At 53.1% G+C, this 15,064-nt stretch carries 12 protein-coding genes; 5 read left to right on the forward strand and 7 right to left on the reverse strand.

What is annotated here, in order from left to right; genetic code table 11:
- Positions 1–34 precede the first annotated feature (34 nt).
- Complete coding sequence (locus ACUTSW_RS03670; RefSeq protein ID WP_037430946.1) at positions 35–331, reverse strand: AzlD family protein; 297 nt, start codon at positions 329–331, stop codon at positions 35–37.
- The gene (locus ACUTSW_RS03675; RefSeq protein WP_020439042.1) at positions 328–1,044 is read right to left on the reverse strand and encodes an AzlC family ABC transporter permease; all 717 of its coding nucleotides are present in this window, start codon (positions 1,042–1,044) and stop codon (positions 328–330) included. Before ACUTSW_RS03675 ends, ACUTSW_RS03670 begins: the two co-directional genes overlap by 4 nt.
- Positions 1,045–1,311: 267 nt before the next feature.
- On the opposite strand from ACUTSW_RS03675, the gene ACUTSW_RS03680 reads away from it, so the two are divergent.
- A complete protein-coding gene (locus ACUTSW_RS03680; protein WP_445584441.1) occupies positions 1,312–2,244 on the forward strand; it encodes a LysR family transcriptional regulator in 933 nt (310 codons plus the stop codon).
- Positions 2,245–2,623: 379 nt separating this feature from the next.
- On the opposite strand, the gene ACUTSW_RS03685 is transcribed toward ACUTSW_RS03680, so the two are convergent.
- Positions 2,624–2,770, reverse strand: coding sequence for an alpha/beta hydrolase (locus tag ACUTSW_RS03685; RefSeq protein WP_445583702.1), 147 nt, complete (start codon positions 2,768–2,770; stop codon positions 2,624–2,626).
- A gap of 787 nt (positions 2,771–3,557) precedes the next feature.
- Here ACUTSW_RS03685 and ACUTSW_RS03690 point away from each other — a divergent pair.
- Complete coding sequence (locus ACUTSW_RS03690; RefSeq protein ID WP_445583703.1) at positions 3,558–5,993, forward strand: glucose/quinate/shikimate family membrane-bound PQQ-dependent dehydrogenase; 2,436 nt, start codon at positions 3,558–3,560, stop codon at positions 5,991–5,993.
- A gap of 75 nt (positions 5,994–6,068) precedes the next feature.
- Here ACUTSW_RS03690 and ACUTSW_RS03695 read toward each other — a convergent pair whose 3' ends face one another.
- From ACUTSW_RS03695 to ACUTSW_RS03705, 3 genes are read right to left on the reverse strand one after another with little or no spacing between them, the layout of a single operon-like run.
- Positions 6,069–6,986, reverse strand: coding sequence for a LysR family transcriptional regulator (locus tag ACUTSW_RS03695; protein ID WP_445583704.1), 918 nt, complete (start codon positions 6,984–6,986; stop codon positions 6,069–6,071).
- Between the two features lie 24 nt (positions 6,987–7,010).
- Positions 7,011–8,567, reverse strand: coding sequence for an MFS transporter (locus ACUTSW_RS03700; protein WP_445583705.1), 1,557 nt, complete (start codon positions 8,565–8,567; stop codon positions 7,011–7,013).
- Positions 8,560–9,702 (reverse strand): HlyD family efflux transporter periplasmic adaptor subunit, encoded by a 1,143-nt coding sequence (locus tag ACUTSW_RS03705; RefSeq protein ID WP_311992664.1) that lies wholly within the window; start codon positions 9,700–9,702, stop codon positions 8,560–8,562. The genes ACUTSW_RS03700 and ACUTSW_RS03705 overlap by 8 nt, the downstream gene beginning before the upstream one ends.
- 435 nt (positions 9,703–10,137) lie before the next feature.
- Here ACUTSW_RS03705 and ACUTSW_RS03710 point away from each other — a divergent pair, with 435 nt between their 5' ends.
- Both ACUTSW_RS03710 and ACUTSW_RS03715 read left to right on the forward strand, forming a co-directional pair.
- Positions 10,138–12,237 (forward strand): putative bifunctional diguanylate cyclase/phosphodiesterase, encoded by a 2,100-nt coding sequence (locus ACUTSW_RS03710; protein WP_445583706.1) that lies wholly within the window; start codon positions 10,138–10,140, stop codon positions 12,235–12,237.
- Between the two features lie 129 nt (positions 12,238–12,366).
- Positions 12,367–13,290 (forward strand): ABC transporter substrate-binding protein, encoded by a 924-nt coding sequence (locus tag ACUTSW_RS03715; protein WP_445583707.1) that lies wholly within the window; start codon positions 12,367–12,369, stop codon positions 13,288–13,290.
- 52 nt (positions 13,291–13,342) lie between these two features.
- Here ACUTSW_RS03715 and ACUTSW_RS03720 read toward each other — a convergent pair whose 3' ends face one another.
- On the reverse strand, positions 13,343–14,371 hold the full coding sequence (locus ACUTSW_RS03720) for an MDR family NADP-dependent oxidoreductase (protein ID WP_445583708.1): 1,029 nt from the start codon (positions 14,369–14,371) through the stop codon (positions 13,343–13,345).
- A 58-nt stretch (positions 14,372–14,429) separates the two neighbouring features.
- Between ACUTSW_RS03720 and ACUTSW_RS03725 the strand changes: the two genes are divergently transcribed.
- Positions 14,430–15,038 carry a TetR/AcrR family transcriptional regulator gene (locus tag ACUTSW_RS03725; protein ID WP_445583709.1) on the forward strand — a complete coding sequence of 203 codons (609 nt, stop codon included), beginning with the start codon at positions 14,430–14,432 and terminating at the stop codon, positions 15,036–15,038.
- The last annotated feature ends 26 nt before the right edge of the window (positions 15,039–15,064 follow it).

A 15,064-nucleotide genomic window follows, 5' to 3' on the forward strand; every position in this document is an offset into this window, starting at 1 on the left:
TCTCTCCTCAACGAGGGTCTGAGAAACCTGACCATCAGTTAAGCACTATCTGCAGCATGCCCAGTGAGGCTATGGAAATAATCAGCGTCGGCAGCATCGAAAACCGAATAGCACAGCCTATCGCGATAAACATGGCGATAATTTCTGCCGGATTGGATGACACAAAGTAAGGTGAGATGGCTGACACCATTACGCATCCGGGCGCACTTTCCATGACGCTTCTTGCGCGGGGGCTGAGGTGGCGATTTCTCAAGACAAGATACCCCAGTATCCGGCTCAGATAGGTCACTAACGCCATCCCGGCGATGGTTAAACAGGCAGCCCAGCTCATTGATTTTTATCTCCCCAGAACCATGCCGCCAATAACCCGCTGAACGTTCCTGCAAGCACATAGGCATGGCCAGGAATGACAAGATACACCGCCGCGGCAACCGCCAGGCTGACCAACCAGGGGCGGGCAGCCCGATATCCTTTCCACATTCCCCGAAGAAGGACAATAAACGTGGCGGGAAAAGCCATCGCGAAACCATACTCTTCTACATTTCCCAATATTGGGCCAACCAGGCACCCCAGCACCGAAAATCCCACCCAGACGGGATAAAAAGGGAAACAGGCCCCGAGGAAGTAAGGCATGGAGAGGCTCTTATCCGCTGGCATGATGGCGGCATTCTTCAGGGTTTTAGAATAGGCCACCGCCCAGCCCTCATCAGCCATCAGGAAAAGTGCCGGCAGCACTTTACGACGAGGAAGATGCTTGAGATAAGGCGTCAGAGCCGCTCCCATAATGATATGCCTGCTGTTGATCAAAAATGTCAGCAAAATGATGGTCAGTACCGGCAGCGGTTCCTGCCAGAGCTGGATGGCCGCAAACTCCGAGCCACCGGCAAAGTTCAGCGCCGTCATCAGGCCAAGCTCTGGCGTGGCAAGACCGGCCTTTGATGCCTGAGCGCCTAAAACCAGAGCGTAAGGCGCAATGGCGAGCAGCAAGGGGATTCCATCTTTCACTCCCTGTGTAAACGAATTGCTGCGAGAATAATTATCCATCACATAATGTCCTTCGGTTCCCCCACCTTAAGGTAAGGCGTTAAAGCGATACAATTTACGGTACTGATATAAAAACAAAATTGAGCATTTTGGGCCGCCAATACGATAACCTCAAACGGCAATATTTGTCTGCCGAATAATGTAGATCCGACAGACGGAAGCGGCCTTGGCGTAGGATATAATAGAAGGCGGAAGACGCAGCATTGACATTGATAACCTGCACAGAACGCCTTCTCTCTTTTTCTTTGGTTCAGGATACGAAGCATGATGACTGATCCCGATTTCAACCTGCTCATTGCCCTCGACGTGTTACTGGCCGAAGGCAGTGTGGCCGGCGCGGCGCGGCGTCTTGGGTTAAGCGCCTCGGCCATGAGCCGCACGCTCAGCCGCTTGCGCACGGCAACCGGCGATCCTTTACTGGTGCGCGCCGGGCGCAATATGGTGCTGACACCTTATGCCGAAGAGATACGCGAGCGTACGCAAAATACCGTTTTTGAGGCACGCGCCGTACTCCGCCCTTCTGCAACAGAGCTGGATCCGGCCACGCTGGAACGCACCTTTATCCTGCGTACCAACGACGGCTTTGTGGAGGCTTTTGGCCCAGCGCTTATCGCGGCGGCGGCAACGGCAGCCCCCTTGGTGCGTCTGCGCTTTGCGCCAAAACCCGAGAAAACCTCAAAGCCTTTGCGAGAAGGCTTGGTTGATCTCGAGATCGGCGTGTTGGGTGACATGGGGCCGGAAATACGCCTGCAAGCGCTATTCAGGGACAGGTTCGTGGGGGTGGCAAGGAAGGGACATCCGCTGGCACTACAGCCTGACGTGACCCTTGAGCACTATGTTGCCTGCGGGCACGTTGTCGCCTCGCGCAGCGGGCGGATAAACGGGCCGGTGGACCAGGCGCTGGCGGAGTTGGGGCTGGAGCGGAACATCGCCGCCGTGGTGCCGAGCTTTCCCGCCGCGCTGGCGGTGGCTCAGGCGTCTGACCTGGTGGCGCTGGTGCCCGCCTCTTTTCTTATCAATCAACCCATCGTTAGTGGGAACGGGGTTGTCGCCGCACTTTTCGCTTTTGAACTGCCGGTAAAAACCCAGGGCATTACCGTCTCGCAAATGTGGCATCCGCGCTCCGAAGTGGATCCGGCCCATCGTTGGCTTCGGCAATTGGTATTGACTGTTTGCCGCCGGCAAGCACCGGAGTCATGAAAAAGCAAACAGATGCCGTGATGTGTTTCTTATGCCGGAGTAAAACGTCGGATAGAGTAGTAATACAAGCTTGAACGGTTTAGGGCAAAGAGAACCCAAAGGAGCGTTGGGCTGGATAATTACGCAGCGCAACCATTATTATGAAAGGTATTTATTGGTTTGATTCATTTGGCTTTAATAGTGCCCACTATGCAGTGCATTAAAACGATGACGCCCAATCAATCGAAGCACTGCATAGTGGAGCGGGAATATTAACGTAATGAATTCGGTTTTCTAACCTTATGTAACTAAATAAACCGAAAATACAAAAATAAAAGCGCCAGAAATATCGAAGACACAATATATTGGCGCTCACCGGTCTATTAATTATCCATCAAGGCTAACACTTTTTATTGGCCCTTACTTTTTCAGGGGAAATAAAATAATCAATCACTTCATCATCTACGCATTGATTGACGTTGGAAAGCGCAATCGTATACCCGTCGCCATTCACCGTAATCAAAGGGCTGTTAAAAAACGTCGCCATCCGTTTGGCCCCCTCATAAGGGGCGCCAGGTTATCTACTTTTTCCAGCAACGCGGGATATATCGCCGTGGCATCGGCTTTCATTAATGGGCACTGCTGCTCTTCTTCACAATAAGCAGCAAAACGTTCGAATGAATGCTGGAAGGATAATGCCTGTTTGTAATCGCTGCTGAACGCATCGTCCTAGATGTCCATCACGCCGTCGAATACCAGGGCCCTTATATTTTTCGGGAAACGCTCTGCGGTAGCCGCGCAGGGATCTCTCCCCCGTCGAACCATTGATTAAAAGAACTGTTTTTGCAGGAAACCCAGGATATCGGCTGAGTTTGGCTGGCAAAAGCCGCTGGTGGGCAAAAAATGACAGCAATAAAGGCGATTGTCGGAAACTTCACACTCCCCCCTCGATGAAACAAAATTAAGGCTATAAATCGTCCAGGCCTTAGTTATATACGGCAAATACTCGCAAGAAATTAATGAAACTAAATAAACTCGCTTTTTACAGGCCGACTTTTCTTAGGGGATGTCTCAAGGCCGGGCGAAAAAGTAGTTTAGGTAGGTAACTAAAGGGGGCTGCGCAATGGCATACAGAGAATCATCCTCGGATTTTTATTAATAATTCGTGTCAAAAGCAACATATACTTAACAGCCTAACGAATCAAATGGTACAATTCGGCGAATTCACTGTTTAATTTTTTGCCACGCACCCCGCCTTAGAGCAGAGTGCGGCGCAACGATTACACTTTGGGAAACGAGTAGTAAGACACATTATTTTCGGAGACCGCCTGAACATGTCTGATTCAACTGCCCGGCCGGGTATAAAGCTTAAATTATGGTGTTGTTTATTAGGGGTAATTCTTGCCGTTACCGGCTTATTTTTCGCCATTGCCGGCGGAAAGTTAGTCTCGCTCGGCGGCAGCGCCTACTTCCTGATTGCCGGTATCGTCACCCTGCTTTCCGCCATCCAATTCTTCCGTCGCAAATCCTCGGCAGTCACGCTGTTCCTGCTGGTTTTCATCGGTACGCTGATTTGGTCAGTGGCCGACGCCGGTTTTGATTTCTGGCCCTTGATTTCGCGGCTGATGGTGCCAACCGGCCTGATGATTCTGGCCTTCCTTAGCTGGCCTGCACTGCGTAAACCAGAAGGGAAATCGCCGCTGGCGAAACTCTCTTATCTGCTCTCCGCCGTGTTGGCTGTGGGTATGATCGGCGCCTTCGTGCAGATGTTCCAGCCTCACCCCACCGTCGCTTTCAGCGGCCAGCAATTGCCGTTGATCCCGGTAGATAAAACCAAACAGCAAAAAGACTGGGACAACTACGGCAATACCCCAGGCGGTAGCCGGTTCGTGGCGCTTGATCAGATCACCCGCGATAACGTGAAAGATCTGAAAGTCGCCTGGACCTTCCATACTGGCGATACGCCGATCAGCCCTGGCGGCAACGGCGCAGAAGATCAACAGACGCCGCTGCAAATCGGCAACCGCATCTTCTTGTGTACGCCGCACAACAACGTCATCGCCGTCGAAGCCGACAGCGGGAAAGCGATCTGGAAGCGTGAAATCAACGCGCAATCGCAGGTCTGGAACCGCTGCCGCGGCCTGGCCTACTTCGACGCCACCAAAACCCTGCCACCGCCGACGGTCCCAGGTTCAACGCCTGCAGCACCGGTTCAGCTTGCGGCCGGTGACAGCTGTCAGCGCCGTATTCTGATGAACACCATCGATGCGCGCCTGGTGGCGATCAATGCCGATAACGGCGAGTTCTGCCAGCACTTTGGCAACAACGGCATCGTCGATCTGAAAGCCGGGCTGGGCGATGCCTCGGATCCGAAATACCAGCTGACCTCCGCCCCTACGCTGGCAGGCACCACCGTCGTCGTGGGCGGCCGCGTGGCTGATAACGTGCAAACCGACATGCCTGGCGGCGTGTTGCGTGGCTTTAACGTGATCACCGGTGAAATGCGCTGGGCGTTCGACCCGGGCAATCAAGACCCGAACGCGGCGTTGAAACCGGGCCAGACCTTTGTGCGCAGCACACCGAACTCCTGGGCACCGATGTCCTACGATCCGGCGATGAACACCGTGTTCATGCCAATGGGCAGCTCTTCTGTGGATCTCTGGGGCGCTAACCGCAACGCGTTGGACCACAAATACGGCGCGTCCATTCTGGCGCTCGACGCGACAACCGGGAAAGAAAAATGGGTTTATCAGACCGTACATAACGATCTGTGGGATTTCGATGTCCCGATGCAACCTAGCCTGATCGATTTCCCGATGAAGGACGGTACCAGCCGCCCTGCACTGGTATTCGGCGGCAAAACCGGGCAGATCTTCGTGCTGGATCGCCACACCGGCAAACCCCTGACCGAAGTGAAAGAGCTGCCGGTGAAAACCCGCAACATTCCGGGCGAGCAGTATTCGGCGACGCAGCCCTTCTCTGTCGGCATGCCGCAGATTGGCGCTGAAAAGTTAACCGAATCCGATATGTGGGGCGCAACACCGTTCGATCAGTTGATGTGCCGCATCAGCTTTAAATCGATGCGTTATGATGGTCTGTTCACCGCACCGGACACCGATCTCTCACTCAGCTTCCCCGGCTCGTTGGGCGGCATGAACTGGGGTGGATTGTCTACCGATCCGAACAACCACTACATCTTCGCCAACGATATGCGTTTGGGCCTGTGGGTGCAGATGATCCCGCAAAAAACCGACGCCAATGCGCCGGCCAGCAACGGTGGCGAATCGGTTAACGCCGGCATGGGCGCCGTGCCGTTAAAAGGCACCCCTTACGGCGTCAACAAGAACCGCTTTATGTCGCCGCTGGGCATTCCGTGCCAGAAACCGCCGTTCGGCACCCTGTCCGCTATCGATCTGAAAACCCAGAAAGTGGTGTGGCAAGTACCGGCGGGTACCGTGCAGGATACCGGGCCATTCGGCATTAAAATGCGCGCCCCAATGCCGGTAGGCATGCCAACGCTGGGCGGTACGCTGGCAACCCAGGGCGGCCTGGTGTTTATCGCCGGCACCCAGGATTACTACCTGCGGGCATTTGATTCATCCACCGGTAAGGAAGTGTGGAAAGCGCGTCTGCCGGTCGGCAGCGGCGGCACCCCGATGAGCTACGTCTCACCGACCACCGGTAAGCAGTACATTCTTATCTCCGCCGGCGGCGCACGCCAGTCACCGGACCGTGGCGACTACGTGATCGCTTACGCGCTTGAGAAGTAACGCTCAAGGTTAGCAATAACGCCAAGCCCCTTTCGCAACGACAGGGGCTTTTTTACGTCTTTTACAGCTCAAAAGTTACAGTGAAATGCGCAATGATTCAGGCAAATGCACGATCAGGTAATCCAAAAACGCCCGGACCGCAGGATTCATGTTCTTCCTGCTGGGAAATACGGCGTGAATAATACGTTCATGGGTGGCCCAGGGTTTCAATATTTGAATCACCTTCCCTTCAGCAATGGCCGGATAAGCGATGATGTCGGGAATAAGCCCAATACCAACGCCATTCACCGCCGCTTCCAATTGCACCCTGGGATTTAGGCAAAACAACATCGGGTCATGGGTAATGGTGATCCCTTCTTCGGTGATATTATTGATGAGTTCCCATTTTTGCTCGCCTTCCAAACGATCAAGCACAGAGCTTAACGTATGCATTTTCGTTAATTGCGTTGGCGATCCCGGCATGCCGTGTCGCTTCAGGAATCCGGGGCTGGCGACAAGTATAAGGCGACTGGTTGCCAGCGGACGTGCAATCAATCCCGGTTCCTCGTCAATACACCTGCTGGCCCGCAGCACCAAATCCATACTTTCTTCAATGACCTGAACGTGCCTGTCCGTAGCGTCTATCGTTACGCGGACCTGAGGATAGCGGGTCATAAACCCCGGTAAAATCGGCGCCAAGTGATATTGCGCCAATACGGTGAGGGAACTTACCCGTACCAACCCGGAGGGCTCCGCCGTTAACTCAGATACCGAGTCATAAGCCGCCACGCCCTCTTTGACCATATCTGCGGCGCGCTGGTGCAATATGCGCCCTGCCGCCGTCAGGGCAAAACGGCGGGAATTTCTTTGAATCAGACGTACCTTAAGCCGTTCCTCAAGCTGGGTCACGCGGCGGCTCAATAAAGACTTCGTTAATCCGGACTGACGTTCGGCGGCGGTATACCCCTTGTGTTCGGCCACCAGATAAAAATAATAGATGTCATTAAAATCCATTGTAATGTCCTGTTTTGAGGCCGGTCATTTCATCAATTGCTGCACGGCCATTATGATAGCGCCCAAAGCACCAACCAGAGCAACCAACAGGAAATAATCTTGACCCGCCAATAGCGTAGCCTGTTGCTTCACCATTTGAGCCACCCAGGCGAAGGCCATATTGTCCGCCACCGGTGTAGCCACCTGCCGGGCATACAGCGTGCTGACTTGCACAAGGGTATCCGCGTAACGGGGATTATTGGCAGTGATTTCGGTATTCAGCACCGCATAGTGCACTGTAGCGCGCCACTGCATGCCAATGGTCGCGGCAGAAATCCCCAGTGCCATGCAGAGTTGAGCGGCCATGTTTTTAACCTGCTGAGCATGAGAGAAAACCGTTTCATTCTGCTGGACCTCTCGAAAAGTGTGCATGGCAGTAGTGGCCATCACCAGCATGATGAAGATGCCATTGCACAACAGCGCCGGCAGGATATCCGACATGATATTGGCCGTCGGCGTTAATCGGGACATTATCCAGCCATAGGCCGCTAACGCGAGAAACCCGCTAACGAAAAACTTCTTGGATGCAGGCCGTTTAGTCATGATGAAGCCCATCATCAGCCAGGCGACCAATGCGGATGACAGCCCCAACGCATGCCAATTCCCCACAGTGCTCCAACTGAACCCCAAAGCTTGCTGGAGAATTTGCGGAATGATGTAGTTATTGGCCCCTAGCACCAGGTAACAAAGTGAAAACAGTAATAACCCGACAATATAGCGTCGATTGGAAAACAGCGTTCTCACCATCAGCAACGGCTCGCCATGGAAACGCACCATACTGTTAAAAAAGTAAATCAAGGCGCATAAACCCGTCAGGGCGATAATCGACAGAATCAGCAAATCACTGAAAAAATTGTAGTTTGAGCGCTGCAATGCCCACAGCATGGCGAATGCCCCTCCCGCCAGCCACATCAGCAAGAAAGGATGAGACTGGCTTTTTGTCAGTTCCGGCGGCGTCTGCCAGGGTAAACAAAACGACGCGGTCACAAAGACCACCAGCGCCACGGCTATCAACATCAGGAAAAGTGCGGACCAGGTATCTTCACTCACGGCCAGCGCGGCAAGAAAAGGAGACAGTGCAGTCCCCAACGCCAGGCCGGAGGCAAACACCTTGATGCCAGTGAAGCGCAGTGGGCTGGGCGGCAACAGATTAACCAACACCCGCGCCCCCGTCATGAACGAAGCTCCCCCCACCGCCATCACCACCCTGCCAAACAGGAACGGATAATAAGTATTGCTTTGCGCGCAAATCCAGGCACCCAGACTGAAAATAGCCAGTGAACCCCAAATATATCTCCGCCACCCCATTCGTTCGACCAACCAGCACTGCATGGAGATCATTACGATCGCCACGCAGGCATAGGCTGCGGTAATAAAGCTGTATTCTTCTGGCGAACTGCCGGTTTCGCCCATAATGGGAGCGGCCGCAAAAGCGATCATCCCGACCTGCAAGAAATCTAGCGTGGTTAGCAGAAATATGGTCACGAGCAACAGCGTTTGATGAGCGGGACGGGTAATGTGCCAGGATGATGTATTAGCCATTTTGCTTTAGGATCTCCTGAATAATTGCCGCTGCCTGCTCATCTTCCCGATCATAAACCGACGTTTCCCAACTCTGACGATGAGATGGCAGCGTTGATAGCGCGGTACCGGCAGTACTGGTATCGACAGAGACCGTCATCGACAAACCAGGCCGTAAAGGATGCTGAGCCAACTCGTCGGGATCCAAAGCGATCCGAACAGGGACTCGCTGCACCACTTTTATCCAGTTCCCCGTGGCGTTTTGTGCCGGCAACAACGAGAAGGCGCTACCGGTTCCTGGTTCAATCCCTACGACCTGGCCGTGGTAACGTCTCTCGTGGCCATAGAGGTCCGAGGTCAGCGTAACCTTATGCCCGGCGCGCAGGCTGCCCAACTGCGTTTCTTTGAAGTTGGCCGTGACCCAGACAGCGTCAAGAGGAACCACCGTCATCAACGACGCCCCAGCGGTAACATGCTGCCCTACCTGCACTCTGCGTTGGGCAATAAAGCCGGCTACGGGAGCGATAACTTGCGTACGATGATAGTCGAGCCAAGCCGCACGCAGGGTTGACTCTGCTTCAAGCACATCGGGATGCGTTTGCAAAGTCGTGTTTTCCGTCAGCGTTTGCGCCGCCTGATACTGACGGACGGTCACATTAAGGGTCGCCTGCGCGTTGCTCAGAGCATCGCGTGAATGCGCCAGTTCTTCTGTGGAAATAGCAATACTCTGTCGCAACCCTTCACGTCGGTTGAAATCAGCCCTTGCTTTATCCAGTGCTGTCTGGTCCACGGCGATCGCCGCTTTCAATTCCGCCAGCACCGCATATTGGTTGCGTACCTGCCGTACCGCAGCAGCCAACTGCGATTTTGCCTTCTCCAGCGCTAAACGGGCATCAATCGGGTTGATGGTGACCAGGCCTTCTCCTCGCTGAACATAATCGGTGTTGTCTGCGGCTATTTGCGTAACCGTTCCCGATACCTGAGCCGTTACCTGCACCAGATTACCCTCAACATAAGCATCTTCGGTCATCAACGAATCGTGGTTTCGGATTGTCCAGGCGGCATAAACGGCAGCGCCGGCCAACAGCACTGCCGACAGCAGCAATAACCGCTGTGTTTTATTTGGAACGGGTTTGGTTTTGTGCTCTTCATTCATCGCGTCATGCTTCCTGGAGGGGATGTCAGGAAGCCTATCGTCGTCTCGAATAAGGAACAATACTGAAACATGTGACGCTTGGTCCTAAAAATAGGACAACAAAGGCGAGTGATCTGTGCTTCATTGCCAATGCGACGCTGTACCGGATCGGTACACTCAACGTAAACAAGGGAAATTTCAGCAAATCGGTTTCGCTGCCGCCTGACCTCTGCCATGGTGAATGGGCATTGAATTAAGTGACATCATGATGATTAAAAAAACGGCCCTCATTTTACAAGAATAATCCTACTGTTTTACCCGGCATTATATCTCATTCTTCCAATCGGATTTTTATCGCGCCAGGCCCGGTTATTGGCATATTCCCGCAGGCACGAATATTATTAAAACAGTTCCTTTTGGAGCGAATCTCAGGCGGTTTTCATAAAGGAACAAGACATGAACGTTTTACCTGATCGCAGTGATGACAATCATCCTGTTGATATAGCTAATGTAATTTTTGACGGGTTACCGAATCTCATTGGCGTGGGTAAAAGCCTGGGCGGACACTTTAATAAAGGGTGGCGCGAATATACCGGTGGAGCCTCGTTTGATAATGAGGATAGCGGCTGGCTGAAAGCCCTGCACCCGGCTGACTACGCGCCGGTGCACAGCCTTTGGCAGCAGGCAATGGCTACCGCCACCTCGTTCGTGAATGAAAGCCGCCTGCGCCATTGCAGCGGTGAGTTCCGCTGGTTTTTGCTGTCGTTCAACGCCGCCAAAGATCCCCAGCCTGGAGAACCGCGCTGGTCCCTTACCTGCGTGGATATCCATGAACAAGTGCTGGAAAAACATATCCTCGCAGCGACCTTGGCTGCGCAGAAAAACATGCTCGATGCCAGCGTCGACTGCATCAAGATCATCAATAATGACGGTTCGTTGCTGCACATGAACAAAGCCGGCTGCATTGCTCTTGGCCTGGATGAAAACCAAAAACAGTTTGGCATGTCGTGGCTGGGGCTGCTGCCGGTAGAAATACGCAAGCGCGGCAGAAAAGCGCTGCGCAAAGTGTTGAATGGCCGCAATGCCAGATTTGCCGGCCTTAGCAGCGCACCGAATGGCAAGATGCAGCACTGGGATAATATCCTCAGCCCGGTCACCGATAAAAATGGCCGGATACAAAATATATTGTGCGTTTCCCGCGATGTGACCTCGCAAAGAATAGCGGAAAAGCGTTTGCTGATCGCCAGTGAATATGACGAACTGACCGGGTTGCCTAACCGACGGTTATTCAAGAAAAAGTTAAAACAGGAAATGAAACGCGCCCTGAGCAACAATAAATTGCTCGGGCTGATTCTGTTGGATCTCGACCACTTTAAACTGGTTAACGACACCCTTGGGCATGCCGCAGGCGATCATCTGTTGCGCGTGTTATCCAAAAGGCTCACGGCGCACCTGAACCCTAACTCTTTTGTTTCCCGGCTCGGCGGCGATGAGTTTGCGGTGGTCATCAGCGACGTGGACGATGAGCAGGATATCTTCAAAATCGCCAATAACTTTCTGTTGCAACTCGAATCGCCGATCACCCACGGCGGTAAGGCGCTGCATTGCGGCATGAGCATAGGTTGCGCCGTTTACCCTCAGGACGCCCGCGACCCATCGGAACTGATGAAGTGCGCCGATACCGCGCTGTATGAACTTAAAGACGGCGGCCGCGGCGGCGTTTATATGTTCAATCAGCAGATGATGGAGAAGGCAAAGGCGCGCGCCTCACAGCTTAACCATGCGCGGCAGATTGTGCGTGATAACCGCATCCGCCCCAGCTATCAACCGAAAGTCAATTTGGCCAACGGCGCTATCGTGGGTTTTGAGGCGCTATTGCGCTGGTATTGTCCGGTAAACGGCATGCAGTTGCCGGATACCGTCAGTGAAGCCTTCAGTGACTATGAGCTGGCGAGCAAAATCAGCGAAGCCATGCAGATGAAAGTCTTTGCCGACATCTCGCGTTGGATCGATGCCGGGGTAGACGTTTTGCCGGTGTCGTTGAATGCGTCCCCTATCGAGTTTTTACGCGACAACTATGCCGAAACCTTCCTGCAACGATTGCTGATGTTCCGCATCCCGCACCACCTCATCGAGCTGGAGGTCACCGAACATGCGTTCAACAAACACGGTTCAAAGTATGTTTTGCGGGCCTTGCAAATGCTCAAGGAAATGGGCATTCGGATTGCGCTCGACGACTTTGGCACCGGGCATTCGGCCTTTACGCATATCATGAACTACCCGCTGGACTGCATTAAACTGGATTGCGATTTTATCCGCCGGATGAACGACGAGCCGGCCATATTGGGCATCGTCGAAAGCATGGGCATTCTGGGGCAGAAATTGGCTATCGATATCATCGCCGAAGGAATTGAAACCGAGCAGCAGCGCCAGACGTTGTGCGACGCCGGTTTTTATTTCGGACAGGGCTTTTTATTCAGCAAGGCCGTTGAGGCGCCCAAGGTGATCAACCTGCTGCGGGAAAATGCTCGTTATAACGAAGAAATTGACGATTGAGGCAGGCAACATTTCGCTGCAACCTGATTTTTCTAAAATTAGTTAGTTAATTTTGTTCGTTCACAGATTTAGCGGCTTCGAGGATAGTGAGCAGACCGCCTCAACAACATAATAATGCAGGTAATAATCATGATGTATAGCGCTAAATTAACCGCAGCGGCGGCACTTCTGAGCATGTCCTTCATCGCCAATGCCGCACCGGGAATTGATCTAATCGCCAATGAAACCCCGATCAACACGGTTAAAAGCCCAGAGGCCGTAGCCAAGATCCCGGCGGGATTTAAATTCGTGGAACCGGGTACGCTAACCGTCGCCGTATCGATATTGGGTAGCGGCCCACCGTTCGGGATGTACGCCCGCGACAATAAAACGGTGATTGGCAGTGAGTCGGATATTGCCCGGCTGGTCGCCGATGGGCTTGGGCTAAAACTCAAACTGGTGCCGACATCCTGGGAAGACTGGCCGCTGGGGGTGACCTCAGGGAAATACGACGCGGCAATTTATAACATCACAGTCACCCATGAGCGTAAAACCAAATTCGACTTTGCCACTTATCGCCAGGACACGCTGGGCTTCTACGTGAAGGCCGACAGTAAAATCACCTCGATAAAATCCGCACCGGATATCGCCGGCAAGAAGATCATCGTCGACTCCGGCACCAATCAGGAGGCGGTGTTGCTGGCGTGGGATAAAGAGAATCAGGCCAAAGGACTGCCCGCTCTCCAACCGATCTACGTTACCGATAAAGCGGCCTCGACGCTGGCGATCCAATCCGGCCGGGCCGATGCGACTTTCGGGCCGAACGTAGCCGGCGCCTATCAGGCCAAGTTAAACGGCAAAACCAAGCTGGTCGGCATAGTGCCTGGCGGCTGGCCGCGCAGCGCCAACATCGCCGTGACGTTGAAAAAGGGCAACGGCCTGGTTGATGCCGTGCAGGCTTCGCTCAACAGTGCCATCGCCAACGGCAGCTACCTGAAAGTGTTGGATCGCTGGGCGGAAAGCGACGAGAAAATCGAACATTCTGAAATCAATCCTCTGGGATTAGGGGACTGATCTTCCCGCTTTCAAGGCGCCGGTTCTTACCGCCGGCGCCCTTAAATGTTGTTTAAAGCGCAACGAGTACCAGACCGCGTGCCTTGCCGGAGCACGTCTCTTTCAGTGCCAACGGTGCCGATTCCAGTCCTTTAAACCGGGTCACAGGAAATTCGATGTCCGCCCATGAAGGTTGTGATAGACAGGAAAGCCATTCAGCAAATACTTCCGGATTTTCGTCAGCGCTGTATCCGCGCATCGTAATTCCCTTGACGATAATAGCGAAAGCGTCTATTTCCACAGGAGCATATTTGGTCGACTTTGCATCTGCAAGTTCGGCCGATAGCGCCCCAAGCAGGACAATCCTCGCACCTTCCCGAGTGTGAGAAACCGCGGCTTCCAATTGCTCACCGCCTACAATATCAATAAATATGTCAATGCCGTCGGGCGCATAGCGGTGCAATTGGTCGCTGATAGTACCGTCACCGCGAATGATGACCTCGTCATAACCCAATTCTCGCTTCATCCATGAAGCTTTTTCAGGCGTTCCAGTACTGCCAATGACTCGTTTGGCACCCAGCTTACGGGCTATTTGTCCCGCCATGGAGCCAATCGCGCCCGCTCCGCTCGAAACAAAAACCACATCGTCAGGTTTAACCTGCGTCGCACGCGTCAAAGCCGCATATGCCGTCCAGCCGTGACCCAGATAGGCGGCAGGATTAATCAGCTTGTTGCCTAATCGAGTGCAGAGATCTATGTCGACAGCGGCATATTCTCGCCAGCCAAACGGATGAAGCACGAACTCGCCCGGTTGCAAACCGCTTGCAGCAGGCGCAGACACAATCTCGCCAATTGCCGCATCTGCCAGCGTATCGCCAATGTTGATGGGTGGAAACGGAATGCCTTTTACACTTTCGGCTTCTTCACTCATCATCAGGCGGGTAGATATTGAGACCCGAAACCAGCAATTGCGAACCAATATCTCATTCTCGCCACAGGCGATATCAGGATGCTCAATAATCTCAAAGTTATCGGGCCCTGGCATGCCAGAAGAGCGTTTAAGCAGATTGATTTTCCTGTTGTGCTGCGTTGCAAAGACCATTTTATTTCCCTGTTGATATGTGAGTTAATACTCGCATTATCAATCGGAGAGCCATCACGTGAATACTCGTGTTCCAGATACAGCACGAAGCATGCGTAAAATGCCGCAGCAAAGCCGTTCACGATTTTTGGTCGGCATCATTCTGGATGTTGCTACTCGCTTATTGGCTGAAAACGGATGGGCAAAATTTAACACCAATGAAGTGGCTCGCATCGCCGGGGTCAGTATTGGTTCGCTTTACCAGTATTTTCCCAATAAGTTGGCTCTGGCAGAAGCGATACGCGAACAACATCTCGCGTCGATATTGCTGGTTTTTGAAACCGCTAACGAGGCTACGCAGGCTGACTCATTGATGGCGGCGGTTGAACGAATGATTGATGGCATAATCGCCGCGCATTTAATTAATCCGCGTTTGCACCGTGTTTTGCTTGATGAAGTGCCGCTCTCCGGGCGTGACGCACATCATGACTTTGAACGTCGCTATGCTGAGTATTACGCTACCTTTACTGCCAGTCAGTTGGGTTCAGAACGAGCGCAAGTCGCCAGCCAGGTGCTGGCTTCTGCAATTGAAGGCGTCGTGCATGATGCATCGCGGCGTGGGCAATTAGCATCATCAGACCTAAAACGTGAATTAATCTTGTTGGTGACCTGTTATTTGAAGGGCTAATTTCACCTTGGTTTTCTCGTGTAAGC

It is taken from the genome of Serratia sp. TSA_198.1 (genome assembly GCF_052686505.1).

Excerpts from the sequence above, each read along its gene's own strand:
- ACUTSW_RS03670 (WP_037430946.1), bottom strand. The coding sequence starts at position 331 with ATGAGCTGGGCTGCCTGTTTAACCATCGCCGGGATGGCGTTAGTGACC.
- ACUTSW_RS03675 (WP_020439042.1), bottom strand. The coding sequence starts at position 1,044 with ATGGATAATTATTCTCGCAGCAATTCGTTTACACAGGGAGTGAAAGAT.
- ACUTSW_RS03680 (WP_445584441.1), top strand. The coding sequence starts at position 1,312 with ATGACTGATCCCGATTTCAACCTGCTCATTGCCCTCGACGTGTTACTG.
- ACUTSW_RS03685 (WP_445583702.1), bottom strand. The coding sequence starts at position 2,770 with ATGGCGACGTTTTTTAACAGCCCTTTGATTACGGTGAATGGCGACGGG.
- ACUTSW_RS03690 (WP_445583703.1), top strand. The coding sequence starts at position 3,558 with ATGTCTGATTCAACTGCCCGGCCGGGTATAAAGCTTAAATTATGGTGT.
- ACUTSW_RS03695 (WP_445583704.1), bottom strand. The coding sequence starts at position 6,986 with ATGGATTTTAATGACATCTATTATTTTTATCTGGTGGCCGAACACAAG.
- ACUTSW_RS03700 (WP_445583705.1), bottom strand. The coding sequence starts at position 8,567 with ATGGCTAATACATCATCCTGGCACATTACCCGTCCCGCTCATCAAACG.
- ACUTSW_RS03705 (WP_311992664.1), bottom strand. The coding sequence starts at position 9,702 with ATGAATGAAGAGCACAAAACCAAACCCGTTCCAAATAAAACACAGCGG.
- ACUTSW_RS03710 (WP_445583706.1), top strand. The coding sequence starts at position 10,138 with ATGAACGTTTTACCTGATCGCAGTGATGACAATCATCCTGTTGATATA.
- ACUTSW_RS03715 (WP_445583707.1), top strand. The coding sequence starts at position 12,367 with ATGATGTATAGCGCTAAATTAACCGCAGCGGCGGCACTTCTGAGCATG.
- ACUTSW_RS03720 (WP_445583708.1), bottom strand. The coding sequence starts at position 14,371 with ATGGTCTTTGCAACGCAGCACAACAGGAAAATCAATCTGCTTAAACGC.